This is a genomic window from Pseudomonas sp. E141 (assembly GCF_052659885.1).
Window position 1 is genome coordinate 2,751,230 of record NZ_CP084024.1, and the last position, 24,585, is coordinate 2,775,814.

Below are 24,585 nucleotides of genomic sequence, written 5' to 3' on the forward strand. Positions count from 1 at the left end.
AGGGAGTGACTTATGTTGAGGATCAGCCATTACCTGCGTGCCCTGGCCGGTCAATGTCCCGCGCCGCGTGTTGCACCACCGGGCAGTACACGAGCGCCGGTGGTGATCTGGAATCTGCTCAGGCGCTGCAACCTGACTTGCAAACACTGCTACGCCACCTCGGCCGACAGCGTGTTTCGCGATGAGCTGGACACGGCCGCGGCGCTCAAGGTCATCGACGATTTGCATGACGCGGGCGTACGGGTCTTGATCCTGTCCGGTGGCGAGCCGCTGCTGCGCGAGGATCTGTTCCAGCTCAGTGCCTATGCCCGGCGCAAGGGATTCTTCCTGGCGCTTTCCACCAACGGTACGCTGATCGACCCGAGCAACATCGAGCAGATCGAGGCGGCGAACTTCGATTACGTGGGCATCAGCATCGATGGCCTGGAAGCGACGCACGACACCTTCCGCCAGCTCAAAGGCAGTTTCGCCAGTTCCATGGCGGCCATCAGGTTGTGTCGCGAACGCGGGATTCGGGTCGGATTGCGCACCACCCTGACCCAGCAGAACCACACCCAGCTACCGCAACTGCTGGATCTGATGACCGAATACGACGTGCAGAAATTCTACCTGTCGCACCTCAACTACAGCGGTCGCGGCAAGCGCAGTCGCCAGCTCGACGCCCGGCAACAGATGAGCCGCGAGGCCATGCTCCTGATCTTCGAGCGGGCCTGGAGCGACATCCTGCACGGACGCGACACGGACTTCGTCAGCGGCAACAACGACGCCGATGCGGTGCTGTTGCTGCAATGGGTAGCCTCACGCCTGCCCCATCACTACGCCGAACTGGAACGCATGCTCAAGGCTTGGGGCGGTAACGCCTCGGGCAGCGGCATTGCCAATATCGACAACACCGGTGAGGTACACCCCGACACTTACTGGTGGCAGCACTCGGTGGGTAACGTGCGCCGGACGCCCTTTCGCACACTCTGGCTGGAACGTCCCGACGCTCTGCTGCAAAAACTGCGCGAGCATCCGCGCACCGTGGGTGGCCGCTGCGGACAGTGTCGTTGGCTGGCCATCTGCAACGGCAACACCCGCACGCGCGCCTGGGCCGACGGCGACCTGTGGGGCCAGGACCCCGGCTGCCACCTCAGCGATGACGAAATCGGCTTGCACACGCTTCCCAGCGCTTTGATTCCCAGCGTTGCACTGCCCTGCGCCCGATAACCCGACGGCGAACCTGATGATGAACCAAGGAAGTCCCATGTCTGCCTCTATCGTTCTGCCCGCTGCCCTGCAATCGTCCTTCAGACCGGGGGAAGTCGCGCTGGTCGGCGCCGGTCCCGGTGACCCTGGTTTGCTGACGTTACGCGCCTGGAGCCTGTTGATGCAGGCCGACGCGGTGGTCTACGACCGCCTGATCAGTGCGCAACTGCTGGGTTTGATCCCGCTGACGTGCGCCCGGCATTACGTCGGCAAGGCCGCCGGCTGCCACAGTCTGCCCCAGGCCCAGATCAACCAATTGCTGGCCGACCTCGCAGATCAGGGCCAGCGGGTGGTCCGGCTCAAGGGCGGCGACCCGTTCATCTTCGGTCGCGGTGCCGAAGAGCTGGAATACTTGCTGGCCCGTGGTATCGATTGTCAGGTGGTGCCCGGTATCACTGCCGCATCCGGTTGCAGCGCCTACGCCGGCATTCCGCTGACCCATCGTGACCTGGTCAATTCCTGCCGTTTCATCACCGGCCACTTGCAGCGCGAAGGCGATTTGAACCTGCCGTGGCAAAGCCTGGCGGATGACAGCCAGACCCTGGTGTTCTACATGGGCTTGTCGAACCTGGGCAGCATTGCCGCACGGTTGATGGCCGCAGGCCTGGCCGCCGAGACTCCGGCGGCATTGATCAGCAACGGCACTCGTCCCGACCAGCAGGTGCTACGTGGCACCCTGCAACAACTGCCGGCCATGGCACGAGATTGCGTTGAAGGGCTGCCGACATTGACGGTGATCGGTAAGGTGGTCGGCTTGTTTGCCCAGCAGCCGATGCAGCATCCGGCGCGCGTTCATCCCATCCCCCAGGCTTTGAAGGTGGCGCTATGAAGCGCATCGGGCTTGCGATGCTGTGGATCGGTACGAGCCATGGCGCCGTTACCACCGGCGCCGACCTGGAACAGGCCGAGCGCAATTACCAGCAGCTCTGCCAACAATGCCACGGCGTAAACCGCATCGGCGGCGCCGGGCCGGCGTTACTGCCCCAGAGCCTGGGCCGGATCAAGCCCGGCGAAATTCGCCAGGTGATCGAAAATGGCCGCCCCGCCAGTCAGATGGCGGCCTTCGGTGCGCTGCTGGAGCCTGCACAAATCGACGCCCTGGCGCTTTATCTCCAGCGTCCGCCCAGCGTCGCGCCCAACTGGAATGAAGAGGATATTCGCCAAAGTCATCGGGTGCTGGTGGACGTCGCCACATTGCCCGACCAGCCGCAACACCGGGCCGACCCGCTGAACCTGTTCGTGGTGGTGGAAGCCGGCAATCATCACGTCGCGGTGGTCGACGGGGATCGGTTCGAGGTGCTCGCGCGCTTCGCCTCGCACTTTGCAGTGCATGGCGGACCGAAGTTTTCCCCGGACGGGCGTTTTGTCTACCTGGCGTCGCGCGACGGCTGGATCAGTCTGTATGACCTGCACAACCTCAAGCTGATCGCCGAAGTTCGGGCCGGGCTCAATACTCGTAACCTGGCGGTGAGCAGGGACGGTCGCTGGGTGCTGGTGGGCAACTCGCTGCCCGGCAACCTGGCGGTGCTGGATGCCCGGGACTTGTCCCTGGTCAAGACGATCACGACGCTGGGCAGTGATGGCCAGGCTTCGCGGGTCAGCGCGGTCTACACCGCTGCGCCGCGCAACAGCTTCATCGTCGCACTGAAGGATGTGAACGAGGTTTGGGAACTGCCCACCGGTCCGAACCCGGACTTCGTGCCCAGGCGCATCGAGGTCCAGGATCATCTGGATGACTTTTCCTTCTCACCCGACTATCGCCAGTTGCTCGCCACCTCGCGCAAGGCCCAGGGTGGACAGGTGATCGACCTCGACAGTGGCCAGGTGGTCAGCGACATCAGCCTGCCGGGCATGCCGCACCTGGGCTCGGGCACCTATTGGAAGCGCGATGGCCGCTGGGTGTTCGCGACCCCCAACATCAGCAAAGGACTGGTGTCGGTGATCGACATCAACACCTGGAAAGTCATCAGGCAGATCCCTACCCTCGGGCCGGGTTTCTTCCTGCGCAGCCATGCCAACTCCCGCTATGCCTGGACTGACGTGTTCTTCGCCGCCGGCAACGATGCCATCCACCTGATCGACAAACAGACCCTGGAAATCGCCCACACCTTGCGCCCCATGCCCGGCAAAACCGCCGCCCACGTCGAATTTACCCACGACGGCCGCTACCTGCTGTTGAGCATCTGGGACACCGACGGCGCGCTGATCGTCTACGACAGCCACACCCTCAAGGAAATCAAACGCCTGCCCATGAACAAACCGTCGGGCAAATACAACGTGGGCAACAAGATCGAATTTGCCGAAGGTACGTCTCACTGAACGGGCGATCAGGGCAAACCTGCTCACCTCAGCGGGAGCAGGTTGCTTGTTCAATGATTCATCGGCGACATAGCGGTGGCCTGTCCCAGCAGCTTCTGATCGATGTCTTGCAGACGCAGCACCCGGCCGCCGGTCTCGCGGGCGAGTTTTTCCGCCGCCTGGGCGTCGGCGAACGTGGCCAGGACGACGCCCATGGCGCCCTTGAGCTTGGAGCCGACGACGAAATAGGCGGTCCGGGCATCGATCAGGTGCTCATCATCCGGGGTGTTCCAGTGGCTGCGCCCCATGTCGTGGACGTACAACTGGACGTCAGCCCGATGGTTCTCCGGCTGCAACCACCAACCGAGCATCTCGGCCGGCGAGCAGAACTTCTTCACGCCGCTGGCGGTCGCTGCGGCGCCCTTGGGTCCGGGAAAATCCGTGATAACCATGCCGCAGACATGGCACTCGTCACTGGGATGGAACGCCAGCGCCGCCTTTGAGGCCGGTGTCGACTCAGGCTTGCCGCATGCCACCAGCACCAGGCACACCAACACTCCGGCCAGGACTCGGCCCGTCCTCGAATACACCCTGTTCATCGTTACATGCTCCCTCTATCAAGATCAGAAATCACGGACACCGACGGTTGAACAATCGATAGGCCAGCCACAACGGCACAGCCATCCACAACCACAGGCACAGCCAGAGCCAAGGCCCGGGCACCGGCAGGTCGCTGCCCAAGGTCAGCACTGCCGCGCCGCTGGAACCGGCGTCGAACCCCGACAGGTTGATCAGCCGATACACATCGGTGGGGTTGAACAGCAACAGCCACGGCAGCAGGTCCGGACTGAACCTGCCCTCGCTCAGCACCAGCAGTGCCAGCAACGCCAGGTCAAACACCAGCACGAAGAAAAACCACACCCCCAGCGCCAGCCCGGCGGCGGTGGATTTCTCCGCCGACAGGCTGCTCAGCACATAGGCCAGCCCCAAAAAAACCCAACCCAACAGCGTGCTGGAGACGATGAAGCGGCCAAAGGCCCAGAGCAGCAGGCTCAGCTCGATATCGTTCACCAGCAGGGCTATGGCGAACATCGCGCAACCAAAGCCGATCAGGGTCGCCAGCGCCAGGATCAGGCCGTGACCGACAAACTTGCCCAGCAGCAACTGCCCGCGCCCCAACGGATACGTCAGCAACAGCAGCAAGGTGCCGCTCTCGTCCTCGCCGACGATCGCGTCATAGGCCAGCAACAAGGCGATCAACGGCATCAGGAACGTTGCCAGGCTGGCCAGGCTCGCCACCGTTGCCGGCACCGAGGTAAACCCCAACTGGCCGGACGCCGCCGCGCCAAGCCAGGCGATGCCGATGGCCAGCACGGCGAACAACAGACTGATCGCCAACAACCAGCGGTTGCGCAAGCCGTCACTGAATTCCTTGCGGGCCATGTTCCAGATCGGGTTCATGAGCCGGCCTCCTCGGTCGCCGCGCGAACCATGTAATGACGGTACAAATCTTCCAGGGACGGCGGTTTGATCTCGACATCCGTCGGGTCATCCTGGGCCAGTAACTGGCGCAGCAACTTGAGTTTGCTGCCATCCGGCGCGGACACCTGCAGCCCTTGCGCGCCCCACCCTTGGGTGAGGTGTCCTTCGCTGCGCCAATGCTGGCGAAGCCAATCGGCCCGCGACAGGCCCGAGGCGCGGATCAGCGTCGGCAGCCCCGCGTCCTCGCGCAACCGGTCCAGGCTGCCCAGGGCCAACAGACGACCTTGGGTGAGAATCGCGGCGCGGTTGATGTGAACTTCCACGCCAGGCAAGACGTGCGAACAAAGAATGATGCTGGTGCCCTGCCAGCGCAGCCGATCGAGCAGTTGATAGAGGTCCTGGGTGGCGATGGGGTCCAGGCCGACGGTGGGTTCGTCCAGCAACAGCAGCCGCGGCTGGCCGAGCAAGGCCTGGGCCAGCCCCAGGCGTTGGCGCATGCCCTTGGAGTACGTGCGCACACGCCGCCGGGCCGCTTGCGCCAACCCGACCTCCTCCAGCAAGCGCTCGACCTGGTCTGGCGCCGCGCCCTTGAGGCGGGCGAAATGGCGCAAGGTTTCCAGCCCGCTCAACTGCGGATAGAACATCACGTTCTCCGGCAGGTAACCGAGCATTCTGCGCACGCCCGGATCACTCGGCTCGCGGCCAAATACCCGCACCTGACCCTCACTGGCGCGCAGCAGACCGAGTATCAGTTTCATGGTCGTGGTCTTGCCCGCACCGTTGTGCCCAAACAGGCCGAGCACTTCGCCCTGGGCCAGGTTCAGGTTCAGCCCGCGCAGCACAGCGGCATTGCCGTAGCGCTGACTGACGCCTTCGATCTCGACGACGTTCAAGACGCGTCCTCCTGAGCACTGTTGCGTGGCGGGGGCTGGAGCGGCGCGTGCATCAATGGATGGCTGTCCATCACCCCGGGGGATTTCATGACCGGGAACGCCCGCTGGACCCAGCGCAGCAGCTCGATACCCGGACTGTTCATCAACAGCCGTACCTGGGGGTACAGCCACAGCAGGCGATCGACGTTGTCGTTGGGTTCATAGGCCACGTCCCCCAGTCCGTCGCCGTTGCGATCCCAACCCAGGTAATCACTCCAGTAATTGCCGCGCCCGTCCACCGACCACTCCTGCAACCGCGTGGCCACGTATTTGACCTGGCGCTGGTTGCCGGCGAACACGTTGCCGGCGATGCGGTTGTCCTCCGAACCGGCGGTCAGGTGGATGCCCACCGCGCTGCGCTCGAAATGATTGCCTTCGATGCGGTTGAACAATGAGTTGTAAATGAACAGGGCCTTGCCCTCGGCGCCGGTGATCATGGTGTCGCCGGTGGACCCGTCGCGAACATCGGTGACCACGTTGTCGCGCAAGGTGGAATAGGTGATGTAGTTCATCAGGATCCCGTAGTTCTGGTCCTGTTCAGAGCGGTTGCCGATGACCGTCAGTTGACGGCTTTGCATCAAGGCATAACCGGTGCGGGTGCGCCGGGTGATGTTGCCCAACAGACGGTTATCGTTGGCGAACATGTAATGCACGCCGTAGCGCAGGTCCTCGAGGATGTTGCCCTCGAGCAGGTTGCCGTTGGAGGTGTCGATATAGATGCCGTCGCGAGTTTCGCGTACGTGGTTGCCGATAACCCGGGCACCGTGTACCGCGTACAAGTGAATGCCGTTCCCCCGGTCCTGGGAGCGCAGCCCGGGATCGCCCTGGATGCGGTTGTCGATCAGGCTGACATCCCGCGCGCCATCGACCCAGATACCGAAACCCTGGCCCTGCATGCGGTTGGCACGGACCACCGCCCCCTGGGCGACAGGCTGGATGAACACCGCGGCATTCATGGCCGTGAGGTCGTGGCCCCAGTCCAGGAAGGTACAGCCCTGGACCTGGACGTTCGGGGCGCGAATGATCAACCCATTGCCCTCACCCTGCCCCTGGAATACCGCATCCGGCGTGCACGTGAGGGTCATGGGTTGGTCGATGCTGAACGAGCCGCGGTATTGCCCCGCAGGCAGGCGCCATTGCCGTTCACCGTCGGCCTGCAATGGCAAGTCGGTGATCGGCTGCGGCGCGGCAAGCGCGCCGCCCGACAGTAGCAGGAGCACCAGGGCAATGACCGGTGCGCGAGCGTAGCCCGCAGGCTGTTGCTGGTTACCGGTCATTGAACCCGTCTCCTCGTTGAACCTGCTCAGGCCTTTTCAACCAGCATGCGCCCGACCATTTCCATGTGCAGGGCGTGGCAGAACCAGCTGCAGTAGTACCAATGCAACCCGGCCTTGTCGGCGATGAAGGTGATGGACGAGGTCTGTTGCGGACTGATCTCCATGCTCACGCCGTGGTTGGTCATGACAAAGCCGTGGGAGACGTCTTCGATCTGGTCGATGTTGGTGATCGTCACCGTCACCTCGTTGCCTTGCTTGACGGTGAACTCCGTCAGGCCATAGGCCGGCGCCATCGAAGTCATGTAGACCCGCACCTTGTTACCGTCACGGATGACCTTGTTGTCGGTCTCCAGGTTGATGCCATCCTTCTTGGCCAAGGCCACGGTTTCGGCGAAGAACGGATCGGTGCGGCTCCAGATCTTCTGGGTCTTGATCTGGTCACGCCGGGCGAGGATGCAGTCATGGGGTTCGGCAAAGGCCGGGCCATCGTGTACCAGCTTCATCTCTTCGCCGGAAATGTCGATCAACTGGTCGTTTTCCGGGTGCAGCGGACCGGTGGGCAGGAAGCGATCCTTGGAGAACTTGCACAAGACCACCAGCCATTTGCCGTCCGCCTCGCTGGTTTCGGTCAGGGACGCGTGGTTGTGGCCGGGTTGGTACTGCACATCGAGCTTTTGCTTGATGTAGTTGACCTTCTCGCCCTTGTAGGCACGGATGGCCTCGTCCATGTTCCACTTCACCACCTGACTGTCGATGAACAAGGTGGTGTAGGCATTGCCGCGCCCGTCGAAGGTGGTATGCAACGGCCCCAGGCCCAGTTCCGGCTCAGCGACGATCACCTCGCGCGGGTCTTTGTAGCGGTCGTCGAATAGATCATCCAGCCGGTCGATGGCGATCATCGAGACGGTGGGCGACAGCTTGCCGTTGGCGATGAAGTATTTGCCGTCGGACGAGGTATTGAGCCCGTGGGGATTCTTCGGCACCGGGATGTAGCGGGTGAACGCGCTGTCCTTGCCATCGGTTTTACGACCATCGACCACCGGCACCTTGGAGCCGTCCAGAGTGATGAACTTGCCGGCCTTGATCGCCGCTTCGATGCGCGGGATGTTGAATACCACCACCCAGTCACGCTCGTTGCGCATCATGCCGCCCAGGTCGTAGGCCTTCTCGGAGTTGTAGCAGGTGCTAGCGGCGTACTTGCCGGTGTAGTCGGCGTCGGAGTTGTCCAGGTTGCCGTCGACGATCACCTGGAAGGCCATTTCCATTTTTTCGGCGTCGATGGCGTTGAACATCGTGTAGCTGTTCTTGTCTTGCAGGTCGAACGTGCGACCGTCATTGGGGTGCGGGATGACGAATTCGGCGTTGGCGAACACGTACTTGGTGTACGGCACCTTTTGCAGGCGCAGGCCATGGATCGCCTGGACGTTGGGCACGGTGAGAATCTTGTCGCACTTCATGATATCCAGGCGAATGCGCGCGACCCGGGAATTGGCCTTATCGTTGATGAACAGGTATTTGCCGTCGTATTTGCCATCGGTCATGGAGATGTGTGGGTGATGGCAGTCGCCGTTCTGGTACTTGGCGCTGTCACCCAGGATGCGCTTGCTTTCGTTGGTCAGCCCCCAACCGGTGGCCGAGTCGACGTTGAACACCGGGATACGCATCAGCTCGCGCATGGACGGTACGCCCAACACCCTCACCTCGCCCTGATGGCCACCGCTCCAGAAACCGTAATAGTCGTCCAGCTCGCCGGGGCCGACGTGGACTTTGGACTTGGCTTCCTTGGCCGCCGCAGCCCAGGACTCACGGGTGAACACCGCGCCGCCCAGCGCCGTGGCGCCGGCCAGTACGGCGCCGGTCACCGCACTGGTCCCTAGAAATCCTCGACGGCTGACGCCCCTGGGTTCTTCGACCGCGCCGCTGGTTTCGGTTTTTTTATCGCTCATGCTGTGTGCTCCATGAAGAATGAAAGGGTCAAGGGACAGGACATTCGGGTGTCTTAAGGCGCCGGGGTCACCTGCACCACGGGAATCAGTTGCGTCTCGGTCGCGCTCGCCTTGCTGCGCTTTTTGCGCTTGTTGATCAGTGGCGGGCATTTGTTTTCGTTGTGCCAGGTCATCTGGCAATCGAGGCAGTAGTGACATTCGTTGGCGTTGATCCGGCCATCGGGGTGAATCGCCTGGATCTCGCATTCCTTGGCGCACAGCTGGCAGGGGTTGCCACATTCCTTGCGGCGCTTGAGCCAGTCGAACAGCCGCAGCCGGGTCGGCATCGCCAGGGCGGCCCCCAACGGGCAGATGTAGCGGCAATAGACTTTGCGGGTGAACAGGTTGACCACCAGCAGACCCAGCGCATACGCCACGAACCACCACTGACGGTCGAACCTGAGAGTGATGGCGGTCTTGAAGGGCTCCACTTCGGCCAACCGTTCGGCGCTGGACATCGACTCCAGCGAGACGCCGAACAGCACCAGCAAAATGATGTATTTGATTGCCCAGAGTCGCTCGTGGACGGCGAACGGCAGCTCGTACTGCGGCACTTTCAACTTGCGCGCCAGCTCGTTGAGCAACTCTTGCAACGCACCGAACGGACACAGCCATCCGCAGAACACCCCGCGCCCCCACAACAGAATGCTGGCGGCGGTGAACACCCAAAGGATGAAAATCAGCGGATCAGTGAGGAACAGTTCCCAGCGAAAGCCTTCGAACAGGGCATGAACGAAGGTCAGCACATTGACCACCGACAGCTGGGCCAATGCATAACCACCGAGAAACACCACGGTGAACATCAGGTAGCCGCGACGCAGCCAGTGCAACAGCTTCGGGCGCCGGGCCAGCGCATCCTGCAGGAACAGGATCGCCGTGAGCACCACCAGGGCCACGCCCAGTACGCTGATCTCGAGGCTTTTCTGGTACCAGAGGGTCAACCACATCGGTCGGCTGGCTTCTTCGGCCGCTGCCAGTTGCTCAGCCGTTGGCAATGGCCTTTCCAGATAGGGCTCGGGCAATTGATAAGCCAGTTCAAAGCTGCTGAAGATGCCACTGACAGGTCCGGTCTGACGACGCACCAGCAGCTCCAGGCTCCAGGGCGAACCCGGGTCGAAACGGTGGGAGGCGCGGACGATGAAAATCGCCATTTCGTCGAACTCCGGCATGTCCGTCGGCGCCACGTCGTCCAGACGCTGGAAGTCCAGGTCGCGAAAGCTGATGGCGTCGCCGAACTGACGCACCTGTACCCGATCGAAAATGCCGCCGCGCACATACCCCGAGCCCTTGAAGGAATAGCGACCGCTGCCCATCACGGCGATGGCCTGCTCGCCGGGTTTGAGTTCGGCCATCAACGTGCGGTATTGCGCCTCGCCCAGCAGGTTGCGACCGATGGTGGGCGGGTTCAGGTGGGTGACATACAGGTCGATGAAGGTGTCGTCTGCTTGCTCGGCGCTGGCGGCTTCAACACCCTCGGCCTCGGTCCCCTTGAAGGAAGCATCGGCCTGGCCGCGCGTCAGGTGCAGGCGACGCACCGCGCCGTTGCCGGTCAAGGTTTTCCAGTCGGCGGGTTCGTAGAGGTCATCGCGCACGCGTGCCGGCGCCACCGCCAACCCCGCGTCCCCCTTGACCAGCTCCAGGGAAACCGCGACATCGTGAGCAGCGCGCATGATCACTTCATTGACCACCATCGCCGTCACGGTGGCGCCGGCAATTGCATCCACCGTCACCGCGTTCGGGTCGCTGGAATGCCCCACCACCACCCGTTGATTGACCTTGATGCCGCTGTAGCGGGCACTGAACGCGTGGAGTTTTTCTTCGGCAATGCCGATCAGCAGGATCGGTTCGTGGTGCTCAAGCACAAAAGCATCGAGGATCACACCGGCCGGATCGAGGATCACCTGGACGTTGATGGGCTTGCCTGAATAAGCGGGAATGTCCACCACATCCAAGCTCTGGAACACATAGCCGACGACCTTGCCGGCAGCGGACAGTTTGCGAACCTTGAAGGGGCCGTCGGGCTCGGAGATCGAATCGACCGGGCTCAGGACCTGGTGGATGCGCTGTTGCTGGATATCACCGTAGTCCTTGGCCTGGGCGAGGCTTGCGATCAACAGCAGGAGAACGAACATCCCATGGAGCCAGAAGCGGGATGGGTGCAGCATCACAAAGGGAGGGGTCATGGACGCCAGGGCTTAAGGACAGGATCTTGGCCATCATGGTAGGACCCACTCCCCTGCGCGGCCCTTGATTGAAATCAAGTTGAGGACATGAACTCCTCAGAGTGCCGGGCTCGACGCAATCAGGCGGCTGGTCCAAGTGAGCCACCGGTCCCCGCGCAGCCGCGCCACCTGCCGACATGTCGTTTCCTCCGGGCATTCGATTGAACATTATTCACCGCCTCGGATAAATGACCGATACCTCAGCCGCCGAGTATTGCTGAAACTGCGCTCACCCCACACAGGAGATCGCATCATGTTCAAACCCAAGGCCCTTGCCCTCACACTCGCCATGACCTGTTCATTGTTCGGCGGCGCGGTCCATGCCGCGGCGCAGCAACCTTCTGTAGTCATCGTCCATGGCGCTTTCGCCGACGGATCCGATTGGGGCAAGGTCGTCCCGCTGCTGCAGGCGGAAGGCATCAAGGTCACCGTGGTACAAAACCCGCTGACCTCGCTGGCTGACGATGTCGCCGCCACGCAGCGTGTGCTGAACAACCAGGAGAACGATGTCGTATTGGTCGGCCACTCCTGGGGCGGTACCGTCATCAGCGAGGCTGGCACCGACAAGAAAGTACGCAGCCTGGTGTACGTCGCCGCGTTCGCTCCGGATGCCGGTCAAGCCAGTAAAGACCTGGGCAAGGACTACCCTGCCCCGTCCGGCGTGAAAGACATCGCCGCCGACAAAAACGGTTTCTTGTACATGACCGCCGAGGGCATGGCCACCGGTTTTGCCCAGGATCTTTCCGCAGAGCAAACCGCGGTAATGGCCGCGACGCAAGGGCCGATCCGCGCCTCGGCATTCGATGACAAAACCAGCGCCGCCGCCTGGAAAGGCAAGCCATCCTGGTACGTCGTGGCCAAGGAAGACCGGATGATCCAGCCTGATCTGCAGCGAGCTTTCGCCAAGAAGATCGGTGCCAAGGTCACCGAAATCGACGCCAGCCACGTGCCGCAACAGTCACGCCCGGCAGATGTTGCAAAAGTCATCATCCAGGCTGTTCAGAAGAGCCAATAATTTCAGGCCTCTTCTGCGCCGGGATCGAGGGAAGTGCTGCGTCAGGATGGATTGCCACCGGTCTCAGGACAAGTTGGCGGAAGCTCGGACGCAACGCACTTCCCTCGCAACGGTCGTCACATCTGGCGAGATTGAGCTTCGCCTCCTGCTACCCAGCCGACGGCAAACATCCGTTGGTACCTTTTGCCCCCCTGCAGTCACTCATTGCCCAGCAAACAAAACGGCAGTCGATGGACCCGTCATCGTGCCCGGCTTCCCCTATCAATACCCTAGCGAGATTCACCGCATGTTCTCCCCAGCAATGATTTTGCACCTCGATCTACGCTTGAACCTGGCGAGCGATACCACCCCGACCAAGGAACCTCGCTCATGCCTATGAATTGCGCGCGGAATAAACACCATTTCGATTTCATCGTCTGTGGCGCGGGAACCGCCGGCTCCGTCGTGGCCGGACGACTGGCCGAGAATCCCGAGGTGGAAGTGTTGCTCATCGAGGCGGGAGGCAGCGATGACCACCCCCACGTGCTGGAACCGGGGAACTGGCCGCTGAACCTGGGCACCGAGCGCGACTGGAACTTCGTGGGCGCCGCGAACCCTCATCTCAACGACCGGAAAATCCCATTGAATATGGGCCGCGGCTTGGGGGGCGGGTCCAGCGTCAATGTCATGCTGTGGGCCCGCGGCCATAAAAACGACTGGGAAGACTTCGCCGCACTCAGTGGCAACCCGGCGTGGAACTACGCGTCGGTCCTGAAAATTTATCAACGCGTGGAAGACTATCAGGGCACCTACGATCCGGTGCGTCGCGGCAAGGGCGGACCGGTTCATGTCGCGCCTGTGCGAGACGCTCAACCGATTGCCAACGCCATGATCAGTGCGGCTGCCGGCATGGGTATACCGGCTTTCGAGAACCCGAACGGCGCCATGATGGAAGGCCGCGGAGGTGCAGCCTTGAACGACCTCATCGTCAAGGACGGCCGGCGTAATTCCATTTACCGCGCCTACGTCGCTCCACGCTGTGGTCAGCCCAACCTCACGGTCCTGACTGATACGCTTGTCAGTCGCGTGCTCTTCAGGGACCAACGCGCCATCGGCGTAGAAACCATAAAAGATGGGCAGATCGAGTGCTTTTACGCCGATCACGAAGTCATTCTTTCGTTGGGGGCGGTCAACACGCCCAAGGTCCTGATGCAATCAGGCGTGGGGCCGGAGGAGGAACTGCAGCGCCATGGTATTCCGTTCGTCCAGCATCTCCCCGGCGTTGGCGCCAATCATCAGGACCACGTGTCCTTTGCCGTTATTTTCGAATACGCGGCTCCACAACCGGTGGGTTACGGCGGCTCGGAGGCGACGCTCTACTGGAGCAGCGAAAGCGCTTTGCATCTCCCCGATATGTTCCACTGCCAAGTTGAATTTCCAGTGCCCAGCGCAGAGAACGCCTCACTCGGCGTTCCCGCACATGGCTGGACTATGTTCGCAGGCCTTGCCCATCCGGAAAGTCGCGGCCGGGTCAAGCTCAGCGGCCCGAATGTGACTGATGCCCCCATCATTGAACCCAACACGCTGTCGCATCCCACCGATCGGCGCAACGCGCTGGAAAACATCCGATTTGTCCAGGAGCTGGGCGCGCAGGCGCCCTTCAAGGGCTTGGTCAAACGTGAAAGCCTGCCTGGAAAACTCAACACCCAATCGCTCGAACATTACGCTCGCAACGCTGCCGTTACTTACTGGCACCAATGCGGTACGGCAAAAATGGGCCAGGACGCGATGTCCGTGGTCGATAGTCAACTGCGCGTCTACGGCGTCCAGGGCCTGCGCATTGCCGATGCCTCCATCATGCCGCATATCACGAGCGGCAATACGATGGCCCCGTGCGTCGTGATCGGCGAGCGGGCCGTTGAGGCTATACGGTCCGCTTACGAGCTTTGAGCGTCAGCAGGCGCCGGTGACTGTGTTCGAGCCGGCCACTCGCCGAGGGCTGCGCCGAACCCTGCGGGAGAACCGGGCCTTGTTGAATTAACGCCTGTACGTCAACCCACCCAATGAGTTTTACCACGGTCCTAATCATGATTTCATGATATGCAGAAAAAACCAGCGTCGCGCACTGGATTGGGCATTGGGGCCTGGGCTTCGCTTTACCTGCGCAGCGATGCCGTCCGTTCCCTGCTGCCGTTGGTTGAAAGCAAAGGGCGAATATCACGTTTCTGAACACCAGAGATTTATGGTGCACGCGTGCGATTGCATTGACCTGCCGATCAAACAGCCGCGCAAGTCCAGTCATCAGCTCCTTTGGTTGGCCGCATCCAGCCAATTTTTAACGCGCGCCTTCGGGGCGCGTTTTTTTCGGTGCCATCACCCACGGTTTCCGGGACCAGAACCATGACGCCGCATAACTATGAAGGCGACAAGCAGATGTGCGTTAGGCGGTACTCCACTCGGCCGGCCCTAACCTCCAGGAGCAAATGCCCGAGGCGTGCGGAACCGACATGCCTGAAATCGCCACCTACTCGAGAACTAAAATTCTGGAAGCGGATGGAATGAGTAGCTTAGGCCCGGTGCAATGGCACCAAACGTTCAGCTTTAACGCCGATAAAGCACCTGAGGCCGGGCATACCACAGCAGTTTCTGCCCGCCCGTTGACTGAGGTCGTCCGCGACGATATCGATAAAGTCAGCCAGCAAACAGGCATCTGTGCGCAGCACTTGCTCCAGCTCCATGACATCGCTCGGAAGCATCGATGCATTATCGCTTTCCGCCCTGTTGATCCACACAACGCACAGCTGATAGGGATGGGCTATCCAACCAAGGGGCTGAATATAAAAGGAAGAGTTCCATGGTCGGCCCGCTGTTCGGTTTTATTCCGGCAAATCAGCAGCTCAGTGGAAAAGGCAGCACGACACCGGCCGATATGGAAAAAGCGAATCTGCAAATCGAGCGGTGCGTGGAGAGCGGCCACGCGGTTAAGGTGCCTTTGGAACTGCCAGCAGCACGCATGGACTACCTGAAGCAACACAATTTGATAAGACCGCTTGTTCCGCCTGCGTTCGCAAGTACCAGGGAGGATGGGACCACGTTTAACTTCACTGCTGATAAAACCGCAAACGGCACCTATCGAATAGCCATAGACGGTCAGGCTGTTGAAGTGCTGGCACCGAACGTTCAACCTCACGGCAAGCCTGCTCTTCCCTTCACCGCCGACTACGACTTGCTGTTTTTGATGCCGCAGTGGGATGACGTCCCGCAACAGAGTCAACGACGAGGCTCGGCAAAACCAGCTGCGCCAAACGAGCAGCCCACCGATCTTGGCATCGCCCACATTCGATCGAAATATGAAAATGTCGCCGTCAAAGAGACGGCGGGTGCCGCCCCGACTGTTGATTATGTCACCCGCCTCGAGGAACGAGTCATTGACGACATCAACCACTCATTACGCGGCGAGTTGAAAACACATCTGAATGTTGATGATCCATCAGACTGGAACCTGGTTCATCATGGCTCGGACGAAGGCAACCCAAGTACAAACATGCACAGTAACCTTCCAGCTACCGTCATTGCTCCGCAAGCACTGGGCGAATTTGGCGCCATTGCAGTCATACCGGACAAGGTCAAGTTAAACGATTTCCTGGAGGAGGCGCGTGATGCTCACGCAAGCGGTCATACAGGCTATGTGCTGGTCGGAAACAGGCGTTGGTTTGATGACGAATTAAAGACCAACGTCGCCAACCGCAGTCAAGAAATCGAGCGCAAGCTCAGTAGTCAGTCGTCGACTCTTTCGCCCCCTGAGACTCGTCGCGGGGGTATAGCGTCCGGCCAAGGCAGCCGGCGTGGCAGTCATATTTCCCAGTCTGATCTGGATTTATTGAAAGTGGTTGCCGAGCGGCGGCGAATTCAGTCCGGTGGATTGACCGGGTAAATCCTCGCCGACTTATACGGTGCAAATTTATCCAGCTGACGTGGGAACCGGCATAACACTATTGGCCACTCATTTGACCGAACCAATTTGCATAAGCGCATGAGGAGAGAAAGCAAATGATACCGGGTGCAAGCAGCTCTCCCGTGTTCCCTGGTCGCTTGCGGCATGGGCAAGCCATCGAGTCTGCCAAAACTTCGGCTCAAACCGAGCACGTCGATAAACTTTCACCCGCACATTTGAGTAAAAAGACCCTTGATGCTTTTAAGGAGACCTCCCCGGACATGATTCAGTCGGCCATTACCCATATGGCTGCCAACGCCATTGCCGATGGGACGCTGAACCTCTACTCAACTGAGCACAACGAGGCAACATTCAAGCTATTGCTACGTCAAGGCAATACCAGTCCGGGTGAATTGCTCGTGCATGCAAGAAAGAATGAGCAACAGCGCTACGACATTTTTGAACTCAAACATAAATCCTACGCATCGGGTCCCACCGAAACTGTCGTGCTCATGGAACGGTCGAAAGAAGCCAACCGTTCGACTGAACCTCATCATGCGGCAAAGGAAAAATCAAAAAAACTCAACCTTCTTTTGTCGAAGCCGGGTGTTGAATCCCGTAGACAGGACCTGCCCAGGCTGAGCGAATATGCTCGAGAGCAGATTGAGAAAATCGATGAACAGTTCGTTGGTCGAAAACTGGATAAACAAGACGTTCGCAAGCAATACCAACGTCTCGTGCAGGAAAACCAGCAATTGCCTGCCGCGGGAAAAAAATCAGAACCTGAGCTATGGAGAAGCGCGATAAATGATGCCAATTTTTTAGAACGTTCTGCCCTATCCGCGCGCCATCAGATGGCCCTTCGTCAGGGCAAAGGTCCACTGGAGGCGAAAGCAATGGCCGCCTTGAGTGCGCTTTACACCCCTATCGGCATGGCACGTAAAGCCCTTAAGTCCAAACAAGAAAAAGTCGATCAGCAGGAACAAGATACCCGGCGCAAACTCGACGCATTACCGCCGCAGCGGACCGCTGGAATCGGCGCTTCGCGCCTTAAGCGAAGCAGCCTGGATTCGTTGGCGCTGACCGACATGTCATTGGAAACAGTCAACCGGGCTTCCGATACCAGACTGAGTCGCGTCGAACCCGGCGAACCCGATGATCCAGCGATCAAGGCCGGTGCCGAGGCTTATCAAGCGCTCAGCCCAAAGACCCGTGCGGCGCTCGACGCGATTTTGGAGCTGGTCGACAAGCATGGCGAAGCGGCGTTCTCGGATCTCTCCGAGGAAGCGCGACACTCCCTGGGCGAGTATCGCGATCTGTCCTTCAGACTTTCCTTAATAGACGCCGACGGTGGTGAGTCAAACGACTGGACATCGAACCCTGTGCCAACCCCATAGCCCTGTCACGGCTCCGTAGGGCCATCAAGCACCCACCGAACGACTCGCTTTCATCACCGGATAAAACAGTGTCTGTCCAGAAATCGCACGTGCTCAAACCCGTGCTGCCTATCTCGTATGAGCAGATGGATCGCTTGGTCGCGTCGATACAGCCTACGCTTCTCGAAGAGGCGTTCAGTAGTATCATCGGTATATTGCGAGGTGGAGGCCCCTTAGCGCTGATGGTCTCGCATGCCACGGGCGTTGAACCGGCCTTTTTGCGCTATTACCGGGTCGATCGGAGCGTGATTTGGGACTCGTCGATCCCCCTTCCTCCTCCAGGCAGCAAGGTGTTGCTCTGTGAAGACATCGCTGGCACCGGGCACACCCTGAAGGACTGCCTGGCATTCTTGCAGCGCAGGGGATTGATCGTGAGGGTTTTCACTGTCGGCTTTGACGACCTAAGCGGTATACGCCCCGATTACGGGCTGGACGGGCGAGGGTATTTCTTGCAGTTCCCTTGGGAGCGCCAAGCCCTTACCTGCGCCTATCGCGATCGCTGGATCGACACCGGTGGCGGGCGTACCGGCAGTATGGCCCATGACCATGATTACGACGTGTACGCCATCGACCTCGACGGAATACTGCTTCCAGATATCCCGCTCCAACGTTATGCGGCGGACTTGAGTGCGGCGCTTGGCGAACGCGACCGCCTCGAGCCCTTCAAGCAACTGCCACCTCTGGGGCGGGTGAAGGCGATTATCACCGGGCGCCCGGAGATGGATCGCGTTCGTACTCAAGCCTGGCTAAGCCAGCACGGCCATGGCGGGACACCGCTGATCATGAGAGATACCCGCTCGAGCAACGACAGCCCAGAACAGGTTGCCCTCTACAAAGCCCGGGCATGCGTACAGTTGGGGTGCACGCACTTCGTTGAAAGCGACCCGACACAAGCGATCCTGATCGCGCAGCAAGCGCCTTTGCTGCGGGTCATCTGGTGGGATGCCGGGTGCGGCCGGGGAAGATTGATCGGCGCGGCAGATTGGAAACACGGTGCGCCTGGGGCGCCATCCTGAACGCGAAAATGGCGAACACGCCGCTGGTTATCACTGCGGGCCACGCTGGTTATCATCCACAGCAGCTTTTATCATCTCTTCGCTTCGGAGAAAATTTTTATTGCACGAGAATCGACGAACCCGGTCGCATAAATATCAGTGCTGTGACTCAGGTTCCACTCTCCGAGTGACGCCGTTCGCCAGAAAGCCTCCACGCGTTGAACAGACGCAAACAAGGAACGCTCCATGCCCCCACGCTCCGGTCCCGCCTCCGCTTCGCCATTGCCTGAAGACACCGGTTTCGTCCGGGTGCGTGGCGCCCGCGAGCACAACCTCAAGAATGTCGACGTCGACATCCCTCGCGATGCCCTGGTGGTATTCACTGGCGTGTCGGGGTCGGGCAAGTCGTCGCTGGCCTTTTCCACGCTTTATGCCGAAGCCCAGCGCCGTTATTTCGAGTCAGTCGCGCCTTATGCCCGGCGCCTGATCGACCAGGTGGGCGTGCCGGACGTGGACAGTATCGAAGGTCTGCCGCCAGCGGTGGCCTTGCAACAGCAGCGCGGCACGCCCAGCGCGCGATCCTCGGTGGGCAGCGTCACCACCTTGTCGAGCCTGATCCGCATGCTCTACTCCCGAGCGGGTAGCTACCCGGCCGACCAACCGATGCTGTACGCCGAGGATTTCTCGCCCAACACGCCCCAGGGCGCCTGCCAGCAGTGCCACGGCCTGGGCCGGGTCTATGAAGTGACCGAAGCGTCCATGGTGCCGGACCCTTCGTTGACCATCCGCGAGCGCGCCGTGGCGGCCTGGCCCATGGCCTGGCAGGGCCAGAACCTGCGAGACATCCTGGTGACCCTGGGTTATGACGTCGACGTTCCTTGGCGCGACCTGCCCAAAAAGCAGCGTGACTGGATTCTCTTCACCGAAGAAACCCCCACTGTCCCGGTGTACGCCGGGCTCACCCCGGCCCAGACCCGCGCAGCCCTCAAGCGCAAACTCGAGCCCAGCTATCAAGGCACGTTCAGCGGCGCCCGACGCTACCTGCTGCACACGTTCATGCACTCCCAAAGCGCCCAGATGCGCAAACGCGTGGCGCAATACATGCGCGCCAGCCCTTGCCCGGTGTGCGAAGGTAAACGCCTCAAGCGCCAGGCACTGACGGTGACCTTTGCCGGCCTGGACATCGCCGAACTGTCCCACCTGCCGTTGCTGGAACTGGCCGAGGTGCTCAAGGGCGTTGCCGCCCCCGATTATCTGGCACAAGCCGAGGAACCGGGAACAACCCTCACCCACCAGCAAACCCGCGAGGCCCGCGAGCAACGCGCCGCCCGGGGTGAGAATCCCCACGCCGGTGGGCCTGATGCACGCCACACCCACAATCTGTCCCTGGAAAAACGCCTGGCCGCCCAACGCATCGCCACTGAATTGCTGGAGCGCATCGTCACCTTGATCGACCTGGGCCTCGGCTACCTGGCCCTGGAGCGCAGCACACCGACGCTGTCTTCCGGCGAGCTGCAACGCCTGCGCCTGGCAACCCAGCTCAACTCCCAGTTGTTCGGCGTGATCTACGTGTTGGACGAACCCTCCGCCGGCCTGCACCCGGCCGACAGCGAAGCGCTGTTCCAGGCCCTGCAACGCCTCAAGGCCTCGGGTAATTCAGTGTTTGTGGTCGAACACGACCTGGACACCATGCGCCGCGCCGACTGGCTCATCGATGTCGGCCCCGACGCGGGGGAACAAGGCGGAAAAATCCTCTACAGCGGCCCGCCCGCGGGCCTGCGGCAGGTGCCGGAGTCACGCACCCGCGCCTACCTGTTTGCCCAGGACAGCGCTGCGGGGCGTACGCCTCGAACACCCAAGGATTGGCTACGCCTGGAAGGCATCACCCGCAACAATCTGGATAACCTCAGCGCCGCCTTTCCCTTGGGTTGCTTCAGCGCCGTGACCGGCATTTCCGGCTCGGGTAAATCCAGCCTCGTCAGCCAGGCCCTGCTGGACCTGGTGGGTGGCCATCTGGGCCAGGCCAGCCACAACGCCGAAGCCGACGAACAAAGCCTGGAAGATGAACCGCTGCAAACCAGCGGTGGCCACGTCACCGCCGGACTCGAGTCGGTCAAGCGGCTGGTCCAGGTGGACCAGAAACCCATCGGCCGCACTCCGCGCTCCAACCTCGCTACCTACACCGGGCTGTTCGATCACGTACGTAAATTGTTCGCCGCTACGCCTCAGGCGCAGGAACTGGGTTTCGATGCCGGACAATTCTCCTTCAATGTCGCCAAAGGCCGTTGCGAAACCTGCGAGGGCGAGGGTTTCGTCAGCGTCGAGCTGTTGTTCATGCCCAGCGTGTATGCACCCTGCCCCACGTGCCACGGGGATCGCTACAACCCCCAGACCCTTGAAGTGAATTGGCAGGGGCTGAATATCGCTCAGGTGTTGCAACTGACCGTGAACCAGGCGCTTGAGGTGTTTGCCGAGCAGGCGTCGGCGAAGCGCTCACTGCAAGTGCTGCAGGATATCGGGCTGGGTTATCTGCGCCTGGGTCAACCGGCCACGGAACTGTCCGGCGGCGAGGCCCAGCGCATCAAACTGGCCACCGAGCTGCAGCGCAAAGCCCGGGGCACCACTTTGTACGTGCTGGATGAGCCAACCAACGGCTTGCATCCCCAGGACGTGGATCGCTTGCTGGTGCAGTTGAATCGCCTGGTGGATGAAGGCCACAGCGTGGTTGTGGTGGAGCATGACATGCGCGTGGTGGCGCAGAGTGATTGGGTCATCGACATCGGCCCGGGCGCTGGGAACCAGGGCGGAAAAGTCGTGGCATGCGGGACTCCGACGAAGGTCGCCGAATGTCAGGAAAGTCGAACGGCGGCCTTTCTGGGCAGGGTGCTGCAACCTGGGGGTTGAAGGGCAACCTGCCTGGCGCACGCCCTGCGGCGAGGGGGTTATCCCCGCTGGCTGCGCAGCCAGCGGGAGCGCTCGTCAAACCGTACGCGAATACTGGACCGTCTGGTCCACGCCCAAGTACGCGTCGAACGCCATGGCCACGTTGCGCATCATCAATTGGCCCTGGGGCAGCAGCACCAGCGAGTCGGGGTGGATCTCCAGCAGTCCGTCGCGCACCAGTTCCTGAAGCCGAACCAGGGCATCGGCAAAGTACTCGTTGAAACCCACACCGTGACTGATCTGGACCCGGGTGAAATCGATCCGTCCATGGCACATCAACTCGCTGATGACCTCGCGGCGCAACCGGTCATCGTCGCTCAGGCGATAGCCGCGCTGCACCGGCAGCAGGCCTTGATCCAGGCGAGCGTAGTACTGGGAAAGCTCCTTGACGTTCTGACCATAGCTGTCACCGACCTTACCGATCGAAGACACACCCAGGCCGATCAAATCGCAATCGGCATGGGTGGAATACCCCTGGAAGTTGCGTTGCAGCGTGCCCTGGACCTGAGCGCGCACCAACTCGTCGTCCGGCAAGGCGAAATGGTCCATGCCGATGTAGACATAACCGGCTTCGGTCAGACGATTGATGGTCAGTTCCAGCAACTCCAGCTTGCGCTCCGGCGGCGGCATGTCTTCGGGTCGGATCATCCGTTGCGCCCGCACCCGTTGCGGCAGATGCGCATAGCTGTAGGCGGCGATCCGGTCAGGACGCAGGGCGATGATCTTGCTCAGGGTCACATCGAAACTGGCGATGGTTTGCAGCGGCAAGCCGTAGATCAGATCGACACTGACGGACTTGAAACGCGCCAGCCGGGCCGCCTCCACCAACTCGACGACCTGGGCCTCGCTCTGCACCCGATTGACCGCGGCTTGCACCTGGGCATCGAAATCCTGGACGCCGAAGCTCAGGCGATTGAACCCCAGCTGGCGCAACCCCTGGATCTGTTGCGCATCGATGGTCCGCGGATCAACCTCGATGGAAAACTCATGGGCGTCACTGTCATCCATGTCGAACGCCTGGTGCAGGCACTCCATCAGATCGGCCAGTTGCTCATGGGTCAGATAGGTCGGCGTGCCACCGCCCAGGTGCAGTTGCGTCAGTTTGCGCGAACGGTCGAACAACGCCGCCTGCAGGCCGATCTCACGCTTGAGGTAAGTCAGGTATTCAGCGGCGCGATGAGTCTTGCGAGTAATGATTTTGTTGCACGCGCAGTAGTAGCAAAGGCTCTGGCAGAACGGAATATGGATGTAGACCGACAAGGGTTTGGGCACCGGGGCCTGGTTGCTCAGCTCGGCGGCCTGGCGGTACTCATCCATGGCAAAGGCCTGATGGAACTGCGGGGCCGTCGGATAGGAGGTGTAGCGCGGCCCCGGACGGTCGTACTTCTCGACCAGGGCGCGATTGAAAGCGGATACAGCATTCATGATGGGGTCAACCTGTCAAAGGGGCCGGTCAAAGTGCCTGCGTCGTCGGGAACTGGATCGAACAGATTGCAGATCGCATCCACACTCAGGCGCCCGGCGGGCAAGATGCCGATAAAACGGCTGGTCAATTCGATCAAACCCTGGCTGCGCAATACCTCCAGCTGCGGCCAGATGGACGCGAAATAATCGCGCAACACCACGCCGAAACGCGCTTCCATGGCCGGGATATCCAGCTCCAGGTCGCAGGCAAGTTGCTCGGTCACCGCGGCCCTGAGCAGGTCCTGCGCTTCACAGCGCCAACCGCGACACACAGGCAACTGCCCGGCGTCCAGCTGCTGGCAGTACTCCAGCAGGTCATCGGTGTTCTGCACGTACAAGTGTTCGATCTGGGTGATGGCCGACAGGCCGAAACCCAGGTGGTCACAGCAACCGCGTCGGGTGAAACCCTGGCAATTGCGATGCAGGCGCCCGTGCTCTTGGGCGACGGCCAGGTCATCGTCCGCCCTGACGAACTGCCCCAGCCCGATGTAGTGATACCCCGCCCCGGTCAGTTGCTCGCAGCAGATTTGGCGCATGGTGTCTGTATCGGCCTGGCTGCTGAAGGCATCCGCCGCTTGGTGTTTTTTCGAACGATAGCGATACGGCGCATGGGCGTAGTCGAACACATGCAGCCGATCTGGCTCCAGTTCGATCAGCGTGGCCAGTTTGCGCGCGAAGCTGTGGGGCGTTTGCCAGGCATGGCCATAACCGAGATCGATGTTGATGGAACGGAAACCGAAGGTTCGCGCGGCATCGATCAGCGAATGAATCGGTGCCGGGTTCTGATAGCAATCCACGGACAAATCGCTGTCCAGGCCAATGTCCGGTACACCGATGCTGACGTGGGTGAATCCCTGGTCGCGAATCAGCCCCATGGTGGACCAGTCGGTGTGATGCAGGTCGACCTCGATGCTGTGTTCGGCGCTGTCGTATTCACAGAACTCGAAACGTTTGCGCAGGTCATCCATCAGCCGCTGCAAATGGGCGATCACCGGCGTACCGCCAGTCAGGCAGAACGCCTCGACCCGACGCCCTGCGCCCAAGTGACAACCGACCAATCCGATTTCATAGCTCAGGTGTTGCAGATAGCCCTCGATCTCGCCACATCGGCACACGCTCGCCAGGGGCGAACACGATGACAAACGCAAGCGCGAAGGCAGATGCACCGCCAGGGACAGCGGCCGTCGTTTATGGCGGCTGTCGCGCAACTCCCGAAGCAGATCGAGCGAGCCAACCCCCGTATGGAATTTGCGCGTACCGACCGGGCAATCGACATCAGCCACCGCCGGGGTACGGCGCGGGGCTCGATCACCGGGGGTGTGGAACAGGTCGAACATGACAATCTCCGAATGGCTGCGCAGGCACAGTGTCGGAC

Annotated in this window: 16 protein-coding genes and 1 pseudogene; 9 read left to right on the top strand and 8 right to left on the bottom strand. The window is 61.0% G+C overall.

What is annotated here, in order from left to right:
- Nucleotides 1-12 precede the first annotated feature (12 nt).
- Genes nirJ through GKKCFE_RS12340 form a run of 3 tightly spaced genes read left to right on the top strand, consistent with a single transcriptional unit; the run spans nt 13 to nt 3,567 of the window.
- Nucleotides 13-1,209, top strand: a complete 1,197-nt coding sequence (gene nirJ / locus GKKCFE_RS12330) for a heme d1 biosynthesis radical SAM protein NirJ (protein WP_445577910.1) — start codon at nt 13-15, stop codon at nt 1,207-1,209.
- A 37-nt stretch (nt 1,210-1,246) separates the two neighbouring features.
- Nucleotides 1,247-2,077 (top strand): uroporphyrinogen-III C-methyltransferase, encoded by an 831-nt coding sequence (gene cobA / locus GKKCFE_RS12335; RefSeq protein WP_305465914.1) that lies wholly within the window; start codon nt 1,247-1,249, stop codon nt 2,075-2,077.
- Nucleotides 2,074-3,567 (top strand): cytochrome D1 domain-containing protein, encoded by a 1,494-nt coding sequence (locus tag GKKCFE_RS12340; protein WP_445577911.1) that lies wholly within the window; start codon nt 2,074-2,076, stop codon nt 3,565-3,567. Before cobA ends, GKKCFE_RS12340 begins: the two co-directional genes overlap by 4 nt.
- Before the next feature lie 50 nt (nt 3,568-3,617).
- Here GKKCFE_RS12340 and GKKCFE_RS12345 read toward each other — a convergent pair whose 3' ends face one another.
- From GKKCFE_RS12345 to nosR, 6 genes are read right to left on the bottom strand one after another with little or no spacing between them, the layout of a single operon-like run.
- Nucleotides 3,618-4,145 carry a nitrous oxide reductase accessory protein NosL gene (locus GKKCFE_RS12345; RefSeq protein ID WP_445577912.1) on the bottom strand — a complete coding sequence of 176 codons (528 nt, stop codon included), beginning with the start codon at nt 4,143-4,145 and terminating at the stop codon, nt 3,618-3,620.
- 31 nt (nt 4,146-4,176) lie between these two features.
- The gene (locus GKKCFE_RS12350) at nt 4,177-5,007 is read right to left on the bottom strand and encodes an ABC transporter permease (RefSeq protein ID WP_445577913.1); all 831 of its coding nucleotides are present in this window, start codon (nt 5,005-5,007) and stop codon (nt 4,177-4,179) included.
- Complete coding sequence (locus GKKCFE_RS12355) at nt 5,004-5,921, bottom strand: ABC transporter ATP-binding protein (RefSeq protein ID WP_445577914.1); 918 nt, start codon at nt 5,919-5,921, stop codon at nt 5,004-5,006. Before GKKCFE_RS12355 ends, GKKCFE_RS12350 begins: the two co-directional genes overlap by 4 nt.
- The gene (locus GKKCFE_RS12360) at nt 5,918-7,237 is read right to left on the bottom strand and encodes a nitrous oxide reductase family maturation protein NosD (protein ID WP_445577915.1); all 1,320 of its coding nucleotides are present in this window, start codon (nt 7,235-7,237) and stop codon (nt 5,918-5,920) included. Before GKKCFE_RS12360 ends, GKKCFE_RS12355 begins: the two co-directional genes overlap by 4 nt.
- Before the next feature lie 26 nt (nt 7,238-7,263).
- The gene (gene nosZ / locus GKKCFE_RS12365; RefSeq protein WP_047225819.1) at nt 7,264-9,183 is read right to left on the bottom strand and encodes a TAT-dependent nitrous-oxide reductase; all 1,920 of its coding nucleotides are present in this window, start codon (nt 9,181-9,183) and stop codon (nt 7,264-7,266) included.
- Nucleotides 9,184-9,236: 53 nt separating this feature from the next.
- The gene (gene nosR / locus GKKCFE_RS12370; RefSeq protein ID WP_445578036.1) at nt 9,237-11,387 is read right to left on the bottom strand and encodes a transcriptional regulator NosR; all 2,151 of its coding nucleotides are present in this window, start codon (nt 11,385-11,387) and stop codon (nt 9,237-9,239) included.
- A 310-nt stretch (nt 11,388-11,697) separates the two neighbouring features.
- Here nosR and GKKCFE_RS12375 point away from each other — a divergent pair, with 310 nt between their 5' ends.
- From GKKCFE_RS12375 to GKKCFE_RS12400, 6 genes and pseudogenes are all read left to right on the top strand, one after another.
- Nucleotides 11,698-12,459: an alpha/beta hydrolase gene (locus GKKCFE_RS12375; RefSeq protein ID WP_047225817.1), complete on the top strand. Its 762-nt coding sequence runs from the start codon at nt 11,698-11,700 to the stop codon at nt 12,457-12,459.
- 369 nt (nt 12,460-12,828) lie between these two features.
- Nucleotides 12,829-14,388 carry a GMC family oxidoreductase gene (locus GKKCFE_RS12380; protein WP_445577916.1) on the top strand — a complete coding sequence of 520 codons (1,560 nt, stop codon included), beginning with the start codon at nt 12,829-12,831 and terminating at the stop codon, nt 14,386-14,388.
- A 608-nt stretch (nt 14,389-14,996) separates the two neighbouring features.
- Nucleotides 14,997-16,372 (top strand): annotated as a pseudogene (locus GKKCFE_RS12385) (anthrax toxin-like adenylyl cyclase domain-containing protein).
- A 281-nt stretch (nt 16,373-16,653) separates the two neighbouring features.
- Nucleotides 16,654-17,769: a hypothetical protein gene (locus tag GKKCFE_RS12390; protein ID WP_445577917.1), complete on the top strand. Its 1,116-nt coding sequence runs from the start codon at nt 16,654-16,656 to the stop codon at nt 17,767-17,769.
- Nucleotides 17,770-17,837: 68 nt separating this feature from the next.
- Complete coding sequence (locus GKKCFE_RS12395; protein ID WP_445577918.1) at nt 17,838-18,824, top strand: phosphoribosyltransferase family protein; 987 nt, start codon at nt 17,838-17,840, stop codon at nt 18,822-18,824.
- A gap of 225 nt (nt 18,825-19,049) precedes the next feature.
- A complete protein-coding gene (locus tag GKKCFE_RS12400) occupies nt 19,050-21,707 on the top strand; it encodes an excinuclease ABC subunit UvrA (RefSeq protein ID WP_139049985.1) in 2,658 nt (885 codons plus the stop codon).
- A gap of 75 nt (nt 21,708-21,782) precedes the next feature.
- On the opposite strand, the gene hemN is transcribed toward GKKCFE_RS12400, so the two are convergent.
- Both hemN and GKKCFE_RS12410 read right to left on the bottom strand, forming a co-directional pair.
- Complete coding sequence (gene hemN / locus GKKCFE_RS12405; RefSeq protein WP_339488061.1) at nt 21,783-23,171, bottom strand: oxygen-independent coproporphyrinogen III oxidase; 1,389 nt, start codon at nt 23,169-23,171, stop codon at nt 21,783-21,785.
- On the bottom strand, nt 23,168-24,547 hold the full coding sequence (locus tag GKKCFE_RS12410; protein WP_339488064.1) for a coproporphyrinogen III oxidase: 1,380 nt from the start codon (nt 24,545-24,547) through the stop codon (nt 23,168-23,170). Before GKKCFE_RS12410 ends, hemN begins: the two co-directional genes overlap by 4 nt.
- Nucleotides 24,548-24,585: the final 38 nt, after the last annotated feature.